An 18,553-nucleotide genomic window follows, 5' to 3' on the forward strand; every position below is an offset into this window, starting at 1 on the left:
AAAGATGATTGTTGGTTTTTTTGTCAAAACAACAGTTTTCACTTTTATAATCGTTCGACTTTTTATTCGAAATAACTCTACAGATATACAGGGTATGTAAGTTATTTTCGAGATTTTAATTAAATATTCAGAAAATATAGGGTGATTTTGTAGAAGTGTTGTATATCTTAATTTATTTAACAAAAAAAGATCATGCAAATTTGCATGATCTTTTTAGATGACCCGTACGGGATTCGAACCCGTGTTACCGCCGTGAAAGGGCGGTGTCTTAACCACTTGACCAACGGGCCGTTAAATTAAATATAGCGGCGGAGGGGATCGAACCCCCGACCTCACGGGTATGAACCGTACGCTCTAGCCAGCTGAGCTACACCGCCATGTCGTCTTATTTAACGGACAATTAGTATCTTACATCAGATACTGATTAAAGTCAACACATCTCAAAAACTTTTTTGAAAATATTTTTTACATATAAAAAAGCACCCTGAGCCATCACTCTGGGTACCTCTCTATATGTTAAAAACTAAACGTCCTTATTATCCGCGACGCGCGCCACGGCCACCACGTTTAGACTCTGTGTTACGCTTTAAAGAAGTTAAACGATCTTCGCTATCTTTTAAGAAGCGTGCCATCTTTTGCTCAAATGTTTCTTTCGGAGCTCGGTCGTTACCGCCACCGCGATTATCTCTGTTGAAAGAGCGATTATTACGTTGTGGACGTCCAGAACGTTGTTGATCACCACCGCGTTGGTATTCACCACGTGGACGATCTCCTTCTGTTTTTTCACGTTCTTTCGCTTTTTTGATAGATAAACCAATCTTTCCATCTTTTTCAACATTAATAACTTTTACTTCTACTTGGTCGCCCACTTTTAAGTGATCGTTAATATCTTTTACATAGTTATCAGCAACTTCACTAATATGAACAAGACCCGTTAAGCCCTCTGGCAGCTCCACAAAAGCCCCAAAATTTGTAATACCTGTTACTTTACCCTGTAACTTGCTGCCTACCTCGATTGACATAAAAAAAATGCTCCTCCTTAGTGGTTAAAAAGTCAAATTTTACTTTATTATATATAATCCTAAAATATAGTGTCAATAAGACATACTCTACTTAGAAACAGGAAAAATTATCTCCCCTTTACCAGAGAAGAAATAATCCCTTCTAGCAATCTTTAATACGTACTCTTCATCATTTAACTTTTGAACTTCGTCTTTTAGACTTTTTTCTTTATTCGTTAATGAATCCAGTTCTTTTTTCATGTCCTTAACTTTTGCTTCTTTTGCTTTAATGGAACTGTTTTGTTGATAAAACGTTACACTAATACTCGCAATAATTGTAAAAGTAAAGACAAGAAAAACCGCTAAACGGCGATAAAGTCGCTTCCTGTTCTCATCCGTTTGTATTATATGCTCTTTAACAGGATTTGGACTCTGTTTTTCGATTGTTCTTTGTCTCAGTTCCCTCATTTCCGAGGTCCCCCTAACTTCTTTTTTATATGCTCCCATAGTTGGAAGATATGTCCCTTCAATTTTGCTATATATTGCAGGAACCCTATATGTTTCACTATAAAAAGTTTAACACGATTAGGGAGAAGTTTCCATATGAGCGAAGCAATAAATCGAACAGGCCAGAAAAAAACTTTCCATATGAAAAGTAATATCCAAATCACCATTTTCCATAACACATGTCCAATTGAAAGCAGTATACGAAATAAGAATAATATAAATGCAATAAATAGCTGCGCTATAATAATAACAGGTTTTATCATGAGTAGCTGTATAATTCGAACAAAAAAATATGTTGTTTGCATAAAAATATAGATGAGAAAATTTAACAGCTTCATGTATAGTGCCTTCAATAAGCTTTGATATGCCGCAAAACCACATAATAATGCCAAAAACACATATATACGTAGCTCAGCTTCATTTACGAGAAGCAATACATAAAAGACGAATAATGCTTGGACAATCCAAAATAATATATCATGTATAAATACAAGCCAACGTTTACGTTCTTGGCGCTTTAAAAAACGTTGATATGTATCTAAAGACGCTCCAATCCAAGCACCCATTCCAATCATTGAAAGCATTGTATACAACTGAATTGTTAAGCTCATTTAAACAACTTACTAAAGAAACCTTTAGTTTTTTCCCCTTGATTTTCATCAATATACAGCATCTCATTAACTTTCCCTTTAATCGACACAATACCTTTTTCCACATCTAAATTTTTCATTTGTAAATTTTGACCACGAATCGTTAAAAAACCCATTACGGTCTCTAGTAAAAACTCTTCGCTATCAAAACTCTCTACCTGCTTCACACCGGTAATATCAATTATACGCCTGCCACGCATAATAATGTCATGCTCTACAGAAACATTTTGTTGATTAGAAGACGTAGGTGAGTAACCATTATTCACGTAAATCCCCCCATAGGTTTTTACTAGCTAATAGTAATGTATGAGGGGATAAATGATTTTAGAACAAGCCTTCTTCCGCTTTTACTTTTTCTTCACGAACTAAGCTATACATATTTGCTGCATCTTCTTTTTTAGTTGTTTCTTTTAATTCATTTATTTTCACAGTCACTATTTTTTGACCAAAACGAATTGTTAATTCATCAGCTACTTTCACATCAGAACTCGCTTTTGCCACTTGACCATTAATAGATATTCTTCCTTGATCAGCTACTTCTTTCGCTAATGTTCTTCTTTTAATTAAACGTGATACTTTTAAAAACTTATCTAGACGCATATCAAATCCCCCTATTAACGCTCTGTTTGTTTCGCTTCTTCCCATAAAACATCTAACTGTTCTAATGATAAATCTTTCATCTCTTTATTCATTTCAGCTACTTTTGCCTCCATGTATAAAAAACGACCAGTAAATTTCTCATTAGTTGAACGTAACGCCTCTTCTGGATCTATTTTGTAATGACGAGCTATATTAACAAATGCAAATAGTAAATCACCAAACTCACCCAGCATCTTTTCCTCATCCATATTTGTAACCTCTTGTTGGAACTCTTGCCATTCTTCCAAAGCTTTCTCTATCATCGGTTGCACATCAACCCAATCAAATCCAACCTTACCAGCTTTCTTCTGAATTTCATAGGCGCGTAGTAACTGCGGCAAACTTTTGGGAACGCCATTTAAAACAGATTCTTTCACGAATCCTTTTTCTTGTTTTTTAATTTCTTCCCAATTTGCAATCACTTCATCAGCGCTGTTTACATCCGTATTTCCAAACACATGCGGATGGCGACGAACCATTTTCTCAGATAGAGTTCGAATGATATCATCTATAGAGAACCAACCTTCATCTTCTCCGATTTGAGCATGAAGCATAACTTGTAATAATATATCACCTAATTCTTCTACTAAGTGATCATCATCCTCTTCATCGATTGCTTCCAACACTTCATAAGCTTCCTCAATTAAATATTTCTTTAATGATTGATGTGTTTGCTTTTTATCCCACGGACAACCATTTGGACCACGAAGTTCCGCAATAATTTCTCTAAGAACATCAAACTGTTGATACAAGGACGCACGCTCCTGAACTGGCGGCACGTACACACTCGTTAAATTATTCAATTCCGTTTCATGATCTAACATGTACAACGGTACCTTCTTTACTTGTTCAAATGAAGTTCCTGCAGCTGTTACGATATACACTTCATAATCATCTGGTAACATCTCCATTAATGTTAATTTCACATCAGATGCAACGAATGCATCATATACTTGGCAAAAGATTAAATGTTGACGCAGTTCTAATTGCCCTCTTTCAAATGATGTAGCATCAAGTAATTGGAATCCTTCAATCGGATCAATCTTTAGACTTGCAAACATAGGATCAAGGAAACTTTGTCCACCCTCAATTCGCACTTCAACATTTGAAACTTCTCCTTTTTCTAACAGCAGCTGAACTGTTCTTTCTGCTACAAGTGGATGCCCGGGAACAGCATAGATAATTTCTGTACCTTCAGCTTGTTCTAGCAATTTATTCGCAATTGTTTCATATACAATTTCAAACGTATCATGTGCTTCATATACAGCATCAAAAGACGTATATTGTACGCCTTCTTTCTCCAATTCTTCTATAACTGGATGTTCTTTCGTTCTAACAAACAGATGGTCTGCTTCTTTTATTTTTCGATATACACCCATCGTTAGCTGATCTAATTCACCAGCTCCTAAACCTAAAATAGTAATGATTCCACTCACAAACAGTCACCTCTATCCACTCTTCTTCAATGAACCTTCTTTTTTCTCTTGTTTCATAACGGTTCCTAATTCTTTTTTTGTAAATACACGTAATTTCAAAATAAAAAACATATATGTCAATCCGCCGATGGCTACACCTAACAACGCTTCAAGCGTCGCGCTTCCTCTATGTTCCGTATTAATTACTAATCCAGACATCTGTAACACACGTGTGAACACCATTAATACAAATCCCATACAAATACCACTAATTACTATCCCTAACATATTTCGCTTATTGATAAGTGACCCTGATACAGCTCTCGTAAGCAACAAACTATTTAATCCAGAGATTATAATTAACGCACATAAAGTCGCAAAAGCTGCACCTTTCACACCAAAATAAGGCATGAATATATAATTTAACGCTAACTTTAAGCAACCTCCAAATACAACAAATAATGCTGGCTTAAACGTTTGCCCTAATCCTTGTAAAATAGAAGCTGTCGTAATTGACAATGAACTAAATAAAATAGATAACGATAAAATAGATAAAACATCTGATCCATCACTGTTTTCAAACAACATAATATTGGTAGGTTGAATAATACAAGTTAGTCCAATAGCTGCTGCAAGTCCAATAACAAATGTTATTTTCATTGCTAACTTTACCTTTTCTTGAATAAAGGAAAGATCTCCTCTTTCCTTCGCCGCTGTAATAATCGGAATAAGTGACAACGAGAAAGAAGTCGTCACAACAGTACCTAATTGCATTAGCGGAATACTTCTATCATAAACACCCTTTAATACCTTTGCATTTTCAGCCTGTTCTCCCGCACCAATAAGTAAGCTGTAAAAGGACACTGAATCAGCCATCTGTATAAAAATAAGCACTAAATTACTAACACAAATCGCTAACCCCTGCCAAAAAAGGATTTTAACTATCTTCCTTTTACCCTTAATTCTCGCTGCACTTTTGAAGAATATAGAACGAAAATCTTGACGCATATACAATATAAGTACAATAATCCCAATAAGTCCACCCGCAATTGAGCCTAACATAGCCCCTGCACCAACTGTATATAAATCAAATCCGTGAGCAATTAGGAATAGCGATAAAAACACAATAATAGAAACTCGAATTGTTTGTTCTATTACTTGCGAAACAGCCGTTGGCATCATATTATTAAATCCTTGAAAATACCCTCTTGCTACAGACAAAAATGGCATCAATAAGAATGAAAATGAAATAACACGTAGTAACTTATCTAAGTGTATATCGCCCATAGCTGCCGCAATTGTTTCGGCCCCAAAAAACAATGTAAAGAAGCCTATAAAACCAATTCCTAATAAGAACCAAAAAGATACACAAATAATTTCTTCTGCTTCTTTTTGTTTTCCCCGCTCTAGTCGTTCTGCAACCATTTTCGAAATGATAACAGGAAATCCATAAGTAGCTAAAATTAAACAAAATCCATAAAACGGGTAAATTTGTTGGTAAATATAAAACCCAATATCCCCCGCTATATTTTGATATGGAATACGGTAAAAAGCGCTTAATACTTTTGTAACAAAACTTGCAATCGTTAATATAATAGCCCCACGCCAAAAGGCTTGATACTTCTTCGCTTCCATACAAGAAAACTCCTTTTTCTATTCTCACCTCTCGTATTATATCATAAAGAAAAGAACAAACTCCCTTACCAACACGGGTAATAATGAGTTCCTACATGTTAAAAATATTCAACGAAAAAAGGTAGCAAAGTGCTACCTTCATTCAATATACATATATCTCCAAATAATTGATTTCTCGAAAAGAAAGATCATAATTAGGAAAGATTGCTACTTCTAAAATCAATATACCCTTACTGTTCCATTTGTTTCGCTAAGAAACTGGCAGCAGTATTAACCGCTTTATGCTCGATCTCGCTTATAATGGCTTCTTTTGAGAAAATAATGACGGCTCCAATCGGATCTCCGTTTGCAACAATCGGTCCAACTGTATAAGAATGAACCTTTTCTGTTACACCATCAATAATGGAAATATCACTTTCATCCGTCATAATAACAGACTTTCGTTCTTCCATCGTTTTTTCAATTAGATCGCCAACACTTTTATTTAAGTATTCTTTTTTCGATACGCCTGATACTGCGATGATAGAATCTCGATCACACACAAGCACATTATGTCCTAAGCTGTCATATAAAGCATCAGCATATTCTTTTGCAAAATCACCTAGCTCACTAATTGGAGAATACTTCTTTAAAATTACCTCTCCATCGCGATCAACAAATATTTCTAGTGGGTCTCCTTCTCGAATACGTAAGGTTCTACGAATTTCCTTCGGGATTACTACCCTGCCTAAATCATCAATTCGACGTACGATTCCAGTTGCTTTCATTCTAATGCTGCCTCACTTTCTACTGATGATCAAAGTGGTGAATTTACCTGTTCATGTAAAAATCACCAACTGTTAGACATAGTATTTTACACATTAGTTCTTCTATGCACGTCGAATTGTATTTTTTTATCTTATTTTAGGCATTTATTACTTCTTTTTTTACATCTGGTAAGCCTTTTAATAAATTTTCAGCAATTGTTAACCACTTCGATGTCTCTAAGCCATTTGTTTTCATAACAATTTTCAATTGTGATCCTTCCATTCCTAAACCGATCATACGTCCAAAACTATTTCCGAGCATGAATAATTTTCCACCATCAATATTTTGGCTTGCTTGTTCAGAAAACAGGAATGTTACTTCAAATTTATTCTGCTTAATTAATTCAATTTGTTCTTTCATTGCCAACACTTTAATATTTGCAATTTGTAATAAATAACCAACTTCTTGTGGATAATCGCCAAATCTATCGATCATTTCTTCCTGCAATTCTTCAATATCCTCAATTGCAGAAACACCTCTAAATTGTTTATACATCATAATTTTTTGCTTACTATCTGAAATATAAGCATCTGGTAGATATGCATCTACCTCTAAGTCAATTTCAACATTAACTATATTTTCAGCCCCATCTGTTCCTCTACGCTGTTCAATTGCATCTTTTAACATTTGAGAATATAAATCAAATCCGACAGAATCAATAAATCCATGCTGTTCCGCCCCTAACAAATTACCTGCTCCACGAATAGATAAATCTCTCATCGCAATTTTGAAACCAGATCCAAGTTCCGTGAACTCTTTAATTGCTTGTAGACGCTTCTCTGCAACCTCTGACAGCACTTTGTCACGTTTATATGCAAAGTATGCATATGCAACACGATTAGAACGTCCAACACGCCCACGAAGCTGATACAACTGTGATAATCCCATACGATCTGCATCAAATACAATTAACGTATTTACATTCGGAATATCTACACCCGTCTCAATAATTGTTGTACTTACAAGAACATCATGCTGTCCTTCTAAAAATGATAGCATAACAGACTCTAATTCGCTTTCGTTCATTTTCCCATGTGCGTACGTTACGCGGGCATCTGGAACTAACATCGAAATTTCATCCGCTTTTCTTTCAATATCCTCTACACGGTTATATAGGAAGTAAACTTGACCACCTCTTGCAAGCTCTCGCTCTATCGCCTCTCGTATTAATGCTGGATTATACTCTACTACATACGTTTGGACTGGGAAACGATTTTCTGGTGGTGTCTCAATAACAGATAAGTCGCGCACACCAAGCATAGACATATGAAGCGTCCGCGGAATCGGAGTTGCCGTTAATGTTAATACGTCAACATTCGCCTTCAATTGTTTAATTTTTTCTTTATGTGTTACACCAAATCTTTGTTCTTCATCAATAATAAGAAGCCCTAAATCTTTATACGTAACATCTTTAGATAAAATACGATGTGTTCCGATTACAATATCTACTGTTCCATCCTTTAAGCCCTTAATTGTTTCATTTTGTTGTTTTCTCGTACGGAATCTACTTAATAAGCCTATATTGATCGGATAATCTTGAAAACGCTCTCGAATTGTTTCATAGTGTTGCTGCGCAAGAATCGTTGTCGGTACTAAAATTGCAACTTGTTTTTCATCCATAATTGCTTTAAATGCCGCACGAATAGCCACTTCAGTCTTTCCATATCCTACGTCACCACAAAGGAGCCTATCCATTGGGCGTCCGCGTTCCATATCTTTTTTAATCTCGTCAATAGAACGTAACTGATCCTCTGTCTCTTGATACGGGAAAGATGATTCGAACTCTTGTTGTTCTGCCGTATCTGGCGTATATGCATAGCCTTTTGAAGCTTCGCGCTCAGCATATAGTTTAATTAGGTCATCCGCAATGTCTTGTACAGATTTTTCAACTTTCGTTTTAACCTTTTTCCAATCATTACCACCTAATTTATAAACTTTCGGATCCTTACCTTCAGATCCTACATATTTTTGAACTTGATCAATTTGTTCAATTGGAACGTATAGCTTATCATTACCTTGATATTTAATATTTAAATAATCTTTATGAACACCATTAATCTCTAATGTCTCAATACCTAAAAATTTACCTATACCATGATTTACATGAACTACATAATCTCCAACTTTTAATTCCGAATAACTTTTAATACGTTCAGCATTCGATAACTTTTGTTTACGTTGTGATTTTTTAACTTTCTTATGGAAAAGCTCCTTTTCAGTAATGACAACAAGCTTTTGCATCGGCATTTCAAAACCTGCATGTAAATCACCTACAGCAATTTGTAACCTTCCAGGCAATAAGATATCTGTACCTTCTACAATATCTGCCTCAATATCATAATCACTTAAAATATGTTGTAATTTTTTCACACGTTCATCATCTGTTCCAAGTACAACAGTCGTAAAATGCCCTTCATTCCATCTATCAATTTCTGTTTTTAACAAATTCATCTGTCCATGGAAATCTTGCATTGTTTTACATGTTACATTAACAATATTTTGCGGATGTGTGTGTGCGATATGACGCAAGAATAACGTTAAATATACAAAACTTCTTTTTTTATGATGAAGAAACCCCTCGAATGGGTGAGAGAAAGATAAATCTTGAATAATTGTTCCTTCACCAAGAAGTGATATATACCATTCCGCCTCTTCTGTTTCAAGATGCGATGCTGTTTCTTGAATACGGGAAATCTCGTCTAAAATTACAACACCGTCTTCTGGTAAATAATCTATCAGACTAGCAGGTTCTTTATAGAAAATAGATAAGTATTTAAACATCTGTTCTATACTTTGCCCGTTTTTCAACATCTCAATTTCATGACTTACCGTCTCAAGCACTGTAGTCTTTAGTTTATCATCAGAAAGTTTTTGCATCGTCTTAGTCAAACCTTCTTCAAGATGCTGAATTCCTGATTTTAATTCTTCCTGTGAAAATAAAAACTCTGTTGCTGGACCAAACCTAACGCTTTCTTTTTTACCTTGAGAACGCTGTTCATCCACATCAAATAATCGAATAGAATCGACTTCTGTATCAAAGAATTCAATACGAAATGGTAGTTCTTCAGTTAAAGGATAAATATCTAATATTCCCCCACGCAAACTGAACTCCCCTGGAGCTTCTACCATCGACTTACGTTCATAGCCAATATGATGTAAAGTATGCAAGAGCGCATCTAAATCAATCTCTTGCCCTAGATTGATTTCAACTTGCTTTTGCTTCCACAATTCTTTTATTGGTAAAAATCTACGCAATCCTGCCACTGGCGCTACAATGATTCCATTCTCTCCCGCAGCCAAGCGATTTAACACTTCTATACGTTGCGCCTTCAATTCTGGACTTGCAACTCCAATTTCCGATGCTATCAGTTCATTCACTGGATATAACCACACATCTTTTTCACCAAGTAACGCCACTAAATCTTCATGTACTTTTTGTGCTTGGTATAAGTTATGCGTCACGATTAATTGTGATTTTTTTGTTTTTTTATATAAAGCCGCCATTAATAATGAACGAGAAGACGTTGCCATCCCTGATATAAGTTGTTCTTTTAACCCATCTTCTAATCCATTAATAACCGATTGTATCTCTTCATTTTTATAAAATTGCTCTAATAAACCTATCATTTTTAAAACTCCTCTCAACATAAAGAGCAAGTCATTCTATTTTATGCAAATATTTTGGAAAAGGAAAACAGAAAAATGCTTTGGACATGCCAAAGCGACAACATTTTATTGCAGAAATTTTTCATACTCATAATACTCAGGATAAGATGCGAGCGTTTCTTGACACGATTCACAAATCGTTTTTATATATATATTTCCATTCTCATGAAAATGAATCATTTCTACTACTTCTTGCTCTGTTAGTTGAAATAAAACGTCGCTATATACTTTTTCTGCGTTAATGGAGCCTACATTACCTCCGCAGTGTCTGCAATAATAATACCCTTCCATACTAGCCTCCTAAAAATTCAATTACTACTAGTATGGGTAAAACAAAAGAGAAATATTCCCAATCTCATTTTTAACTATTGAAAGTATTCATGATTTGGAGAAAAGGCTTATTTAGCCACTCTTCACATGCATCCGCTGCTTTTTCAATAGAATGGTTAACATCCGGAATCTCTTCAGATGTAAAGCGTCCTAATACATAATCGACTACCTTCATTCCATTTTTCGGGCGATCGATTCCCATACGGATACGTTGAAATTCTTGTGTTCCTAGGTGCGAAATCGTTGACTTTACACCATTATGTCCACCAGCACTACCTTTCATGCGAAGACGCAATTTACCTACAGGAATGTCCAAATCGTCGTACATAACAACGAAGTCCTCAACATCAATTTTATAATAATCCATGAGTGGACGAATACTTTCCCCAGATAAGTTCATGTATGTTAGCGGCTTTAATAAGATTACCTTTTCTCCATTAACAAACCCTGCACCAAATACACCTTTAAATTTTTGTTCATTCAAAGAAATATTCCAACGCTTCGCAAGTTCATCAATGGCCATAAATCCAATATTATGCCTTGTTAATTCATATTCTCTACCTGGGTTCCCAAGTCCTACTATCAATTTCATTCTTGTACCACTACTTTCTTTTTTCGATACGAAAAGACGTAACCAATTTTGGTTACGTCTCATTCTATCCAATTAATTGAATAATACACTCACAGATTCTTCTTCGTATACACGAATGATTGCTTCTCCGATTAATGGAGCAACTGAAAGTTCATGTACTTTGTCGATTTTCTTCTCTTCTGGTAATACGATAGAGTTCGTTACAACTAACTCTTTAATATTTGAATTTTGAATACGCTCAATTGCTGGACCAGATAATACTGGGTGTGTACAGCAAGCATATACTTCAGAAGCACCGTTCTCAACAAGAGCGTTTGCTGCTAATGTAATTGTACCAGCTGTATCAATGATGTCATCAATTAAAATCGCTGTTTTACCTTCAATATTACCGATAATGTTCATTACCTCTGATACATTCGGGCGAGGACGACGCTTATCAATAATAGCGATTGGCGCTTTTAGACGATCTGCCATTTTTCTTGCACGAGTTACACCACCATGGTCAGGAGACACGATTACGATATCTTTAAGACCTTTTGTTTCAAAGTAATCTGAAAGAATCGGTACACCCATTAAGTGGTCGATTGGGATATCAAAGAACCCTTGAATTTGTGGAGCATGTAAATCTAGAGTGATTACACGAGTTGCACCTGCTGTTTCAAGCAAGTTTGCTACAAGTTTCGATGTAATTGGTTCACGAGAACGCGCTTTACGGTCTTGACGCGCATAACCATAGTAAGGAATAACAATATTAATTGTTTTCGCAGATGCACGTTTTAATGCATCAATCATAATAAGTAATTCCATGATATGTTCGTTTACTGGGAAGCTTGTAGATTGAATAATGAATACATCGCAACCACGGATACTTTCTTCAATGTTAATTTGAACTTCTCCATCACTAAAACGATCAACAGAACATTTTCCTAGCCCTACTCCAATATGCTTTGCAATCTGCTCAGCAAGTTCCTTATTAGAGTTTAAAGAGAATACTTTCAAATTAGAATTTAGATATTGAGTCGACATCTAGATTAACCCTCCACATTATGATTTTTTCTTATTCAGCAATTGATCAACATAGTCTTCTTTGTTAACTTGACGTGCACGTGCTACCGATAATGCTTTTGATGGAACATTCTCTGTAATTGTAGAGCCTGCTGCCACATAAGCACCATCTTCAACTGTTACTGGAGCAACAAGGTTTGAATTACATCCAATAAATACCCCATTACCAATCACAGTTTTGAATTTATTCTTACCGTCATAGTTCACCGTAATTGAACCACAACCAAGATTCACGTCTTCTCCAACTTGTGCATCCCCGATATAACTCAAGTGTGAAGCTTTACTTCTATTACCAAAGACAGTTTTTTTGATTTCCACGAAGTTTCCAACGCGTACTTCGTCTCCAATAACTGAATCTGGGCGAATATGTGCAAATGGACCAACCGATACTTCTGTACCAAGCTTACTATCATGTACAGTAGATTGTCGAATTGTCGTACGATCTCCAATTTCACTATCGCGAATTACTGTATGCGGTCCAATTTCACAATCAGAGCCAATTACAGTGTTCCCCTCAATAATTGTTCCTGGATGAAGAACTGTATCACTACCGATAACTGCATCAGCAGAAATATAAGTGTTACTTGGATCAATAATTGTAACACCGTTTACCATGTTCTTTCGGTTGATACGGTTTTTCATAATAATTTCCGCTTGCGATAGAGCGACTCTGTCGTTAACACCTAACGTTTCGTCGAACTGCTCTGTTTGATAAGCTGATACGATATGACCTTCATTTTTTAAAATCTCAATAACATCTGGAAGGTAATATTCACCTTGCACGTTATCATTTGAAACTTTAGAAAGTGAAGCAAATAAAGCCTTATTATCAAAACAATACGTACCTGTATTGATTTCTTTAATAGCTAATTCTTTCTCATTTGCATCTTTATGCTCAACAATCTTTTCAACATGACCATTCTCATTACGAACAATACGGCCATATCCAGCAGGCTCTTCTATGTATGCTGTTAGCACCGTCGCCATTGCTCCTGCTTCTTTATGTTGCTGAAGTAATGCTTCCATTGTTTCAGCAGTTATTAGAGGCGTATCACCACAAATAACTAAAGTTGTTCCTTCTTCATTTGCAAGTACACTTGCAGCTTGATCTACAGCATGTGCTGTACCAAGTTGTTCTGCTTGTAATGCAAACTCACTTACGTTCCCTAGCTGTTCTTGTACCATTTCAGCACCATGTCCAACAACCGTTACAAGTTTCTGCAATCCTAATTGAGATACTTGATCGACTACGTGTTGTACCATAGGTTTTCCACATACAGGATGCAGCACTTTGTATAGCTTAGACTTCATACGTGTGCCTTTACCTGCAGCTAGAATCACTGCAAATCTGTTTGACATATAGACCCTCCATCGCAACCTATTTATCCATTAAAGATATTATCCTAAATCATCATATATTTCAAGAAACACATTTTAACTATTAAATTTTACCATAATTCTTATAAGATGTTTTACTCTTTAGTATCTTTTTTAAGAAATAAGCTATACTATTTAAAATGATTTTGAAAAAATTAGTAGTTTCTTCTTTTTATGTTAATAAATTATGCAGTTTCCAAATATAAAGCAAAAAAAACAAACCCCTGTAAATGCTTACAGGAGTTTGCTACAAAATTATAAGGCTTTTTGTCAAAAGCCCTTTTCATTCGAATTTTACGAAGCACCTGCTTCTTCAAACTCAACCTCTTCTAACTCGCCTAAACGATGATACTCTGTTAAAACCGCATCTTGAATTTTAGAGCGTGTACCAGAATTAATTGGATGTGCAATGTCACGGAACTCTCCATCTGGAGTACGTTTACTTGGCATTGCTACAAATAATCCATTATTACCATCAATTACACGAATATCATGAACAACAAATTCATGGTCTAGAGTAATAGAGGCAATTGCTCTCATGCGGCCTTCTGTGTTTACGCGGCGTAATCTTACGTCAGTCACTTCCATCTTGTGTTCACCACCCTTTTCTAAATAAGCGATATATTTGTATAAATTCCACAAATTTTCTATTTTCCCTTTAATTTTTTAAAAATTTTTAAGATAAAAATTTTTAATGTAGTTGAATATAGAGATTAGCGGAGGTTATCGCTTACAAAAGGTTACTTAACTAGGGCAATTACCTCAATTTCAACGGAAACATCTTTCGGTAATTTTGCTACTTGCACACAAGATCGAGCTGGTTTATGAGTAGAGAAATAAGAGCTATACACTTCATTCACAGCATTAAAATCATCCATGTCCTTTAAAAATACTGTTGTTTTTACGACTGTATCAAATGAAGCACCTGCTTCCTCTAATACCGCTTGTAAATTTTGAAATACTTGTTCTGTTTGTACTGTTACATCTCCTGTTACAAGCTCCCCATTTGCCGTCAATGGAATTTGTCCTGAGCTATAGAACATGTTATTTACAATAATCCCCTGTGAATAAGGTCCAATTGCTTGTGGTGCCTTGCTTGTTTGAACAACTTTCATACTTTTCACCCTTTTATTATTTATTTTACTCTTTAAAAATAGTGTACGAAAGGCAGTTTGTCCACCTATTTTATAATCTATAAATAAAATAAAAAAAGATAGAGCTATCTGCTCTATCTTTTATTCCGCCTCTACAAGCCCTTCATCAAATGGCGCAAGAGAATAATTCCCTTTTTCCACTTGAATCGTTTTTTCTTTCACATCAACTTCCGATAGACGAATTAATGATACAAAATTATTAATTAGTCGTTCTTCAATATCTGTGGATTCTACTAATACACCAATACCAACAACATTAGCCTTGAACTCTTCTAACATACTCATCATACCTTGAATTGTTCCGCCAGCTTTCATGAAGTCATCAATAATTAAAACATTCGACCCTTCTGGAAGACTGCGTTTTGCTAACGTCATTGTTTGAATTCGTTTAGAAGAACCCGACACATAGTTAATACTAACAGTCGGACCTTCTGTTACCTTATTATCTTTCCTTGCAATTACAACTGGTACATCTAAGTAATTTGCCACTGCATAAGCAAGTGGAATCCCCTTCGTTGCCACCGTCATAACTGCATCAATTGGTTGCCTAGCAAAAACAGAAGCAAACAAACGACCTGCGCCATTAATATGGCGAGGATTACTCAATAAATCTGTCATGTATAAGTAACCGCCAGGCAAAATACGATCTGGGTTTTCAAATAAGCCACAAAGCTCATCAATAATTAGATCTGCCTCTTCTTCACTTATATACGGTATATATTTCACTCCTCCTGCTGCTCCTGGTATCGTTTGCAATGTGCCGACCCCTTGTTGTTCAAACGTTTGCTTAATAATAACTAAATCTTCACTAATGGAAGACTTAGCCGATTGATACCTTTCAGCAAAAAAAGTGAGAGATACTAGCTGACGAGGGTTTTGTAGCAAGTAATAAGTCATATCGACTAATCTTGTACTTCTTCTAATTTTCATACTCTCACCTCAAATCACGAATATTCTAAACAAATCATAACGTATTATACGTCTTTATTCAAGCGTTTCTCGCTCTCCTAATAAACGTACCGCATAGACTTGTTCACAAAATCCTTTTAATCCGTTATAAATGCGATGCATTCGTGAATCATGGTGTACAAGTCCAAATACAGTTGGACCACTTCCACTCATTAATACAGCATCCGCTCCAAATCGCTTCATCTGTGATTTAATACGGGCAACTTCAGGATGCATTCCAAATGTTACATCTTCTAAAACGTTACCAACAGTATCACAAATTCCTTTATAATCACCAGAATTTATGACATCAACCATTTTATCTACATTCGGATGTGTAACTCGATTTAACTTTAAATTTCCATACACATCAGCAGTAGATACACCTATATGTGGTTTCGCTAAAATAACCCAACAAGAAGGCGGAGTCTTTATATGCTCAATTTTCTCTCCTCTTCCAGTGGCAATTGCTGTGCCTCCGTATACACAGAACGATACATCTGATCCAATTTCTGCGCCAAGCTCTGCTAACTCATCAATTGTAAGCCCTAAATTCCATAATTTATTAAGACCACGTAATGTCGCTGCTGCATCACTACTTCCACCTGCTAATCCAGCTGCTACTGGAATCGTTTTTTCAATAGTAATAGATACACCTTTTTTTACATTAAACTTCTCTTTTAATAATTTCGCTGCCTGATAAGCTAAATTTCGTTGGTCGTCTGGGACATACCGATTATGGGATAAAATTTCAATACGGTCTTCTGCTAATTCCGTTAGTTCTAGACGATCTGCTAAATCAATGGTTGTCATAATCATTTTCACTTCATGATATCCGTCTTGTCTTTTTCCCAGTACATCTAACGACAGATTAATCTTTGCTGGTGCTTTCACTAGTAGCTTCAATCTATTCACCCACTCTATGTACTCAATCTTTTATCGTTTATTTTACCATAAATTTATAGTAAGACGATGACACTTCCCTAATTATAACGAAAAGCATTCAGAATGAAACTACTTATGTAAAATGATGGCACCTTTTAGAGTACAAAAAGCCGAGGAATGTCTCCTCGGCTACCGTAGCATAGAAAGTATCTTACAACTACTGGTTTCGTTTCATTAATTGCTGTTCTGCAATTTCTATAGCACGTTTCACCATGTTACCAGCATCTTTCGCACGAATTCCGCCCCATCCTTCTTTCTGAACAACATCATAAAAGCCCAGCTCTTTTGCTAGCTCTTCTTTAAATTGGTTTGACATGACACCTCTTCGTCTACTCAATGCAGAGTCCCTCCTTATTTTGCTACGGTATAGTTAGTATGCAAAATAATATAGCTTTTCATTTATGGGAATATATGTAATGATATACGGATTATAAAATGACCTCATTATGAGGGTCTCCATAAAATGTTAACTCTACTGTCTCTGTTAAAACATCTGCATAACTATAAGATACACGTTGCAACGCATCTTCTTGTTGATCCAATTGTACAACAAAAACGGAACGGTATGTTTCTGCTAGTACACCTGATTGCTCCACAGTTTTTCTTCTTCCACTATTTGCTTTTAACATAAGTCGTTGTCCAAGATGGTGATCTAATTCGCTTTTAATTTCATCTAAACGTTTTGACATATACTTCGCTACACCTCGCTGTAATTTAGATTGAACACTTAAAGCACGATATATCTATCCTAATTATTAACCGCGATTCACAGCTAATATCATCCTGCGTTTGAATAGATAGAAGAAATACTATATTGTAAAAGTATCATTACGTAGTCTGTACGTTCTTACCTCTTTTTATCCAAATTCATTTAAATCCTTCCATACAAAAAAGCAAGATACATATGTATCCTGCTTACTCTTCGTAATGTTGAAAAGGTAATCCCGTTCGTAAAATCCCTCTCGTTTCAATTCCACCTAGTCCCTTTTCACCAGTAATTGTATTACGTACGACATCCCATACATTGACTCTCTCCATAAATGAAGTAAAACTAATTTTACCAACTACATATACAGGATCTAGTGCATGAATATTAATTCTAGATGGTGAACTAGCGAAATTGGCCCCTGCACGAATTAGTGCCTCAAAATGTGATTGACATGCCCCAGCAAAAATAACAAGTTGATCCAGTGATGGATATTTTTTTCGCACTTCACGAACAGCCTGTACAAAATGCCTTGAATGCCTATATGCCGCTAAATCTCCCTTCACTCCTTTTGATTTTGTATATGCATCATGCCCTGTAATAACGAGAATGTCTGGGCGAAAGTGATCTATTAAGTCTACTACTTTTTCATGCATCTCCGTTTCTTTACAATGAATACCTTGAACAGGAACGCCAATTTTATTATATAAGTCTAAGCACTTGCGCAAATATAAAGGGTCTCCATCTATATGCAATACACGTCCCGGCATTTGAAAATAATTCACCTCACTTGTGTATCCACCAGTTGAAGTATGTTCATGCCTTTGTTTCATCAGTACATAATCTTGTTGAAACAAACGATACGTGCGCTCCATTGTTTCTTTCTCACGCTTCACCCTTTTTTTATGTTCTCTTTGATCTATACTAATTAAATCTTCAAGTGGCGCATCCGCCACCAGTCTAATTTCCTCTCCAAACAATATAGCTATCTCACCTTTTATTTCTATAATACGAAAAAGAATATCCCTCTTATGAGAATATCGTTCCACTAATTCTCCAACATGTAAAACCATTCTCCTACCTCCAAACTCATTAGGCCATCTTACCTGTTTTTAA

20 protein-coding genes and 2 tRNA genes are annotated in these 18,553 nt (G+C 35.7%); all 22 read right to left on the bottom strand.

What is annotated here, in order from left to right; genetic code table 11:
• Positions 1 to 218: 218 nt before the first annotated feature.
• Positions 219 to 290, bottom strand: a tRNA-Glu gene (locus tag M1D66_RS26935).
• A 13-nt stretch (positions 291 to 303) separates the two neighbouring features.
• Positions 304 to 377 (bottom strand) — tRNA-Met (locus tag M1D66_RS26940).
• 159 nt (positions 378 to 536) lie between these two features.
• Positions 537 to 1,022: a S1 domain-containing RNA-binding protein gene (locus M1D66_RS26945; RefSeq protein WP_000021451.1), complete on the bottom strand. Its 486-nt coding sequence runs from the start codon at positions 1,020 to 1,022 to the stop codon at positions 537 to 539.
• Between the two features lie 87 nt (positions 1,023 to 1,109).
• Positions 1,110 to 1,469, bottom strand: a complete 360-nt coding sequence (divIC, locus tag M1D66_RS26950) for a cell division protein DivIC (RefSeq protein WP_001208739.1) — start codon at positions 1,467 to 1,469, stop codon at positions 1,110 to 1,112.
• A complete protein-coding gene (gene yabQ, locus M1D66_RS26955) occupies positions 1,466 to 2,119 on the bottom strand; it encodes a spore cortex biosynthesis protein YabQ (protein WP_000059772.1) in 654 nt (217 codons plus the stop codon). Before yabQ ends, divIC begins: the two co-directional genes overlap by 4 nt.
• Entirely contained in the window at positions 2,116 to 2,424 is a 309-nt protein-coding gene (gene yabP / locus M1D66_RS26960) for a sporulation protein YabP (protein WP_001059104.1), read from the bottom strand. Before yabP ends, yabQ begins: the two co-directional genes overlap by 4 nt.
• 58 nt (positions 2,425 to 2,482) lie before the next feature.
• Positions 2,483 to 2,758 (bottom strand): RNA-binding S4 domain-containing protein, encoded by a 276-nt coding sequence (locus M1D66_RS26965; RefSeq protein ID WP_001234876.1) that lies wholly within the window; start codon positions 2,756 to 2,758, stop codon positions 2,483 to 2,485.
• Between the two features lie 14 nt (positions 2,759 to 2,772).
• Positions 2,773 to 4,233, bottom strand: a complete 1,461-nt coding sequence (gene yabN / locus M1D66_RS26970; protein WP_000014239.1) for a bifunctional methyltransferase/pyrophosphohydrolase YabN — start codon at positions 4,231 to 4,233, stop codon at positions 2,773 to 2,775.
• Between the two features lie 12 nt (positions 4,234 to 4,245).
• Positions 4,246 to 5,847, bottom strand: a complete 1,602-nt coding sequence (locus M1D66_RS26975; protein ID WP_000387579.1) for a putative polysaccharide biosynthesis protein — start codon at positions 5,845 to 5,847, stop codon at positions 4,246 to 4,248.
• 230 nt (positions 5,848 to 6,077) lie between these two features.
• Positions 6,078 to 6,614: a stage V sporulation protein T gene (gene spoVT, locus M1D66_RS26980; RefSeq protein WP_000648302.1), complete on the bottom strand. Its 537-nt coding sequence runs from the start codon at positions 6,612 to 6,614 to the stop codon at positions 6,078 to 6,080.
• A 136-nt stretch (positions 6,615 to 6,750) separates the two neighbouring features.
• Positions 6,751 to 10,281, bottom strand: coding sequence for a transcription-repair coupling factor (gene mfd, locus M1D66_RS26985; RefSeq protein WP_000579686.1), 3,531 nt, complete (start codon positions 10,279 to 10,281; stop codon positions 6,751 to 6,753).
• A 105-nt stretch (positions 10,282 to 10,386) separates the two neighbouring features.
• On the bottom strand, positions 10,387 to 10,611 hold the full coding sequence (locus tag M1D66_RS26990; RefSeq protein WP_000399438.1) for an anti-sigma-F factor Fin family protein: 225 nt from the start codon (positions 10,609 to 10,611) through the stop codon (positions 10,387 to 10,389).
• A gap of 70 nt (positions 10,612 to 10,681) precedes the next feature.
• Complete coding sequence (gene pth / locus M1D66_RS26995; RefSeq protein ID WP_000767702.1) at positions 10,682 to 11,242, bottom strand: aminoacyl-tRNA hydrolase; 561 nt, start codon at positions 11,240 to 11,242, stop codon at positions 10,682 to 10,684.
• Positions 11,243 to 11,314: 72 nt separating this feature from the next.
• A complete protein-coding gene (locus M1D66_RS27000; RefSeq protein ID WP_000107420.1) occupies positions 11,315 to 12,268 on the bottom strand; it encodes a ribose-phosphate diphosphokinase in 954 nt (317 codons plus the stop codon).
• An 18-nt stretch (positions 12,269 to 12,286) separates the two neighbouring features.
• Positions 12,287 to 13,666 (bottom strand): bifunctional UDP-N-acetylglucosamine diphosphorylase/glucosamine-1-phosphate N-acetyltransferase GlmU, encoded by a 1,380-nt coding sequence (glmU, locus tag M1D66_RS27005; protein WP_000071041.1) that lies wholly within the window; start codon positions 13,664 to 13,666, stop codon positions 12,287 to 12,289.
• A 312-nt stretch (positions 13,667 to 13,978) separates the two neighbouring features.
• Positions 13,979 to 14,272, bottom strand: a complete 294-nt coding sequence (gene spoVG, locus M1D66_RS27010) for a septation regulator SpoVG (RefSeq protein WP_000454041.1) — start codon at positions 14,270 to 14,272, stop codon at positions 13,979 to 13,981.
• Between the two features lie 152 nt (positions 14,273 to 14,424).
• Positions 14,425 to 14,799, bottom strand: coding sequence for a RidA family protein (locus M1D66_RS27015; RefSeq protein ID WP_000869815.1), 375 nt, complete (start codon positions 14,797 to 14,799; stop codon positions 14,425 to 14,427).
• Between the two features lie 120 nt (positions 14,800 to 14,919).
• Positions 14,920 to 15,768 (bottom strand): pur operon repressor, encoded by an 849-nt coding sequence (purR, locus tag M1D66_RS27020; protein ID WP_000702466.1) that lies wholly within the window; start codon positions 15,766 to 15,768, stop codon positions 14,920 to 14,922.
• Between the two features lie 54 nt (positions 15,769 to 15,822).
• A complete protein-coding gene (ispE, locus tag M1D66_RS27025; RefSeq protein ID WP_000772104.1) occupies positions 15,823 to 16,692 on the bottom strand; it encodes a 4-(cytidine 5'-diphospho)-2-C-methyl-D-erythritol kinase in 870 nt (289 codons plus the stop codon).
• 196 nt (positions 16,693 to 16,888) lie between these two features.
• Positions 16,889 to 17,068, bottom strand: a complete 180-nt coding sequence (gene sspF / locus M1D66_RS27030) for an acid-soluble spore protein SspF (RefSeq protein WP_002094215.1) — start codon at positions 17,066 to 17,068, stop codon at positions 16,889 to 16,891.
• Between the two features lie 91 nt (positions 17,069 to 17,159).
• On the bottom strand, positions 17,160 to 17,420 hold the full coding sequence (gene veg / locus M1D66_RS27035) for a biofilm formation stimulator Veg (RefSeq protein WP_000044347.1): 261 nt from the start codon (positions 17,418 to 17,420) through the stop codon (positions 17,160 to 17,162).
• Between the two features lie 226 nt (positions 17,421 to 17,646).
• Positions 17,647 to 18,510 carry a sporulation peptidase YabG gene (gene yabG / locus M1D66_RS27040; RefSeq protein WP_000242868.1) on the bottom strand — a complete coding sequence of 288 codons (864 nt, stop codon included), beginning with the start codon at positions 18,508 to 18,510 and terminating at the stop codon, positions 17,647 to 17,649.
• Positions 18,511 to 18,553: the final 43 nt, after the last annotated feature.

This window comes from Bacillus sp. PK6-16 (genome assembly GCF_056530295.1).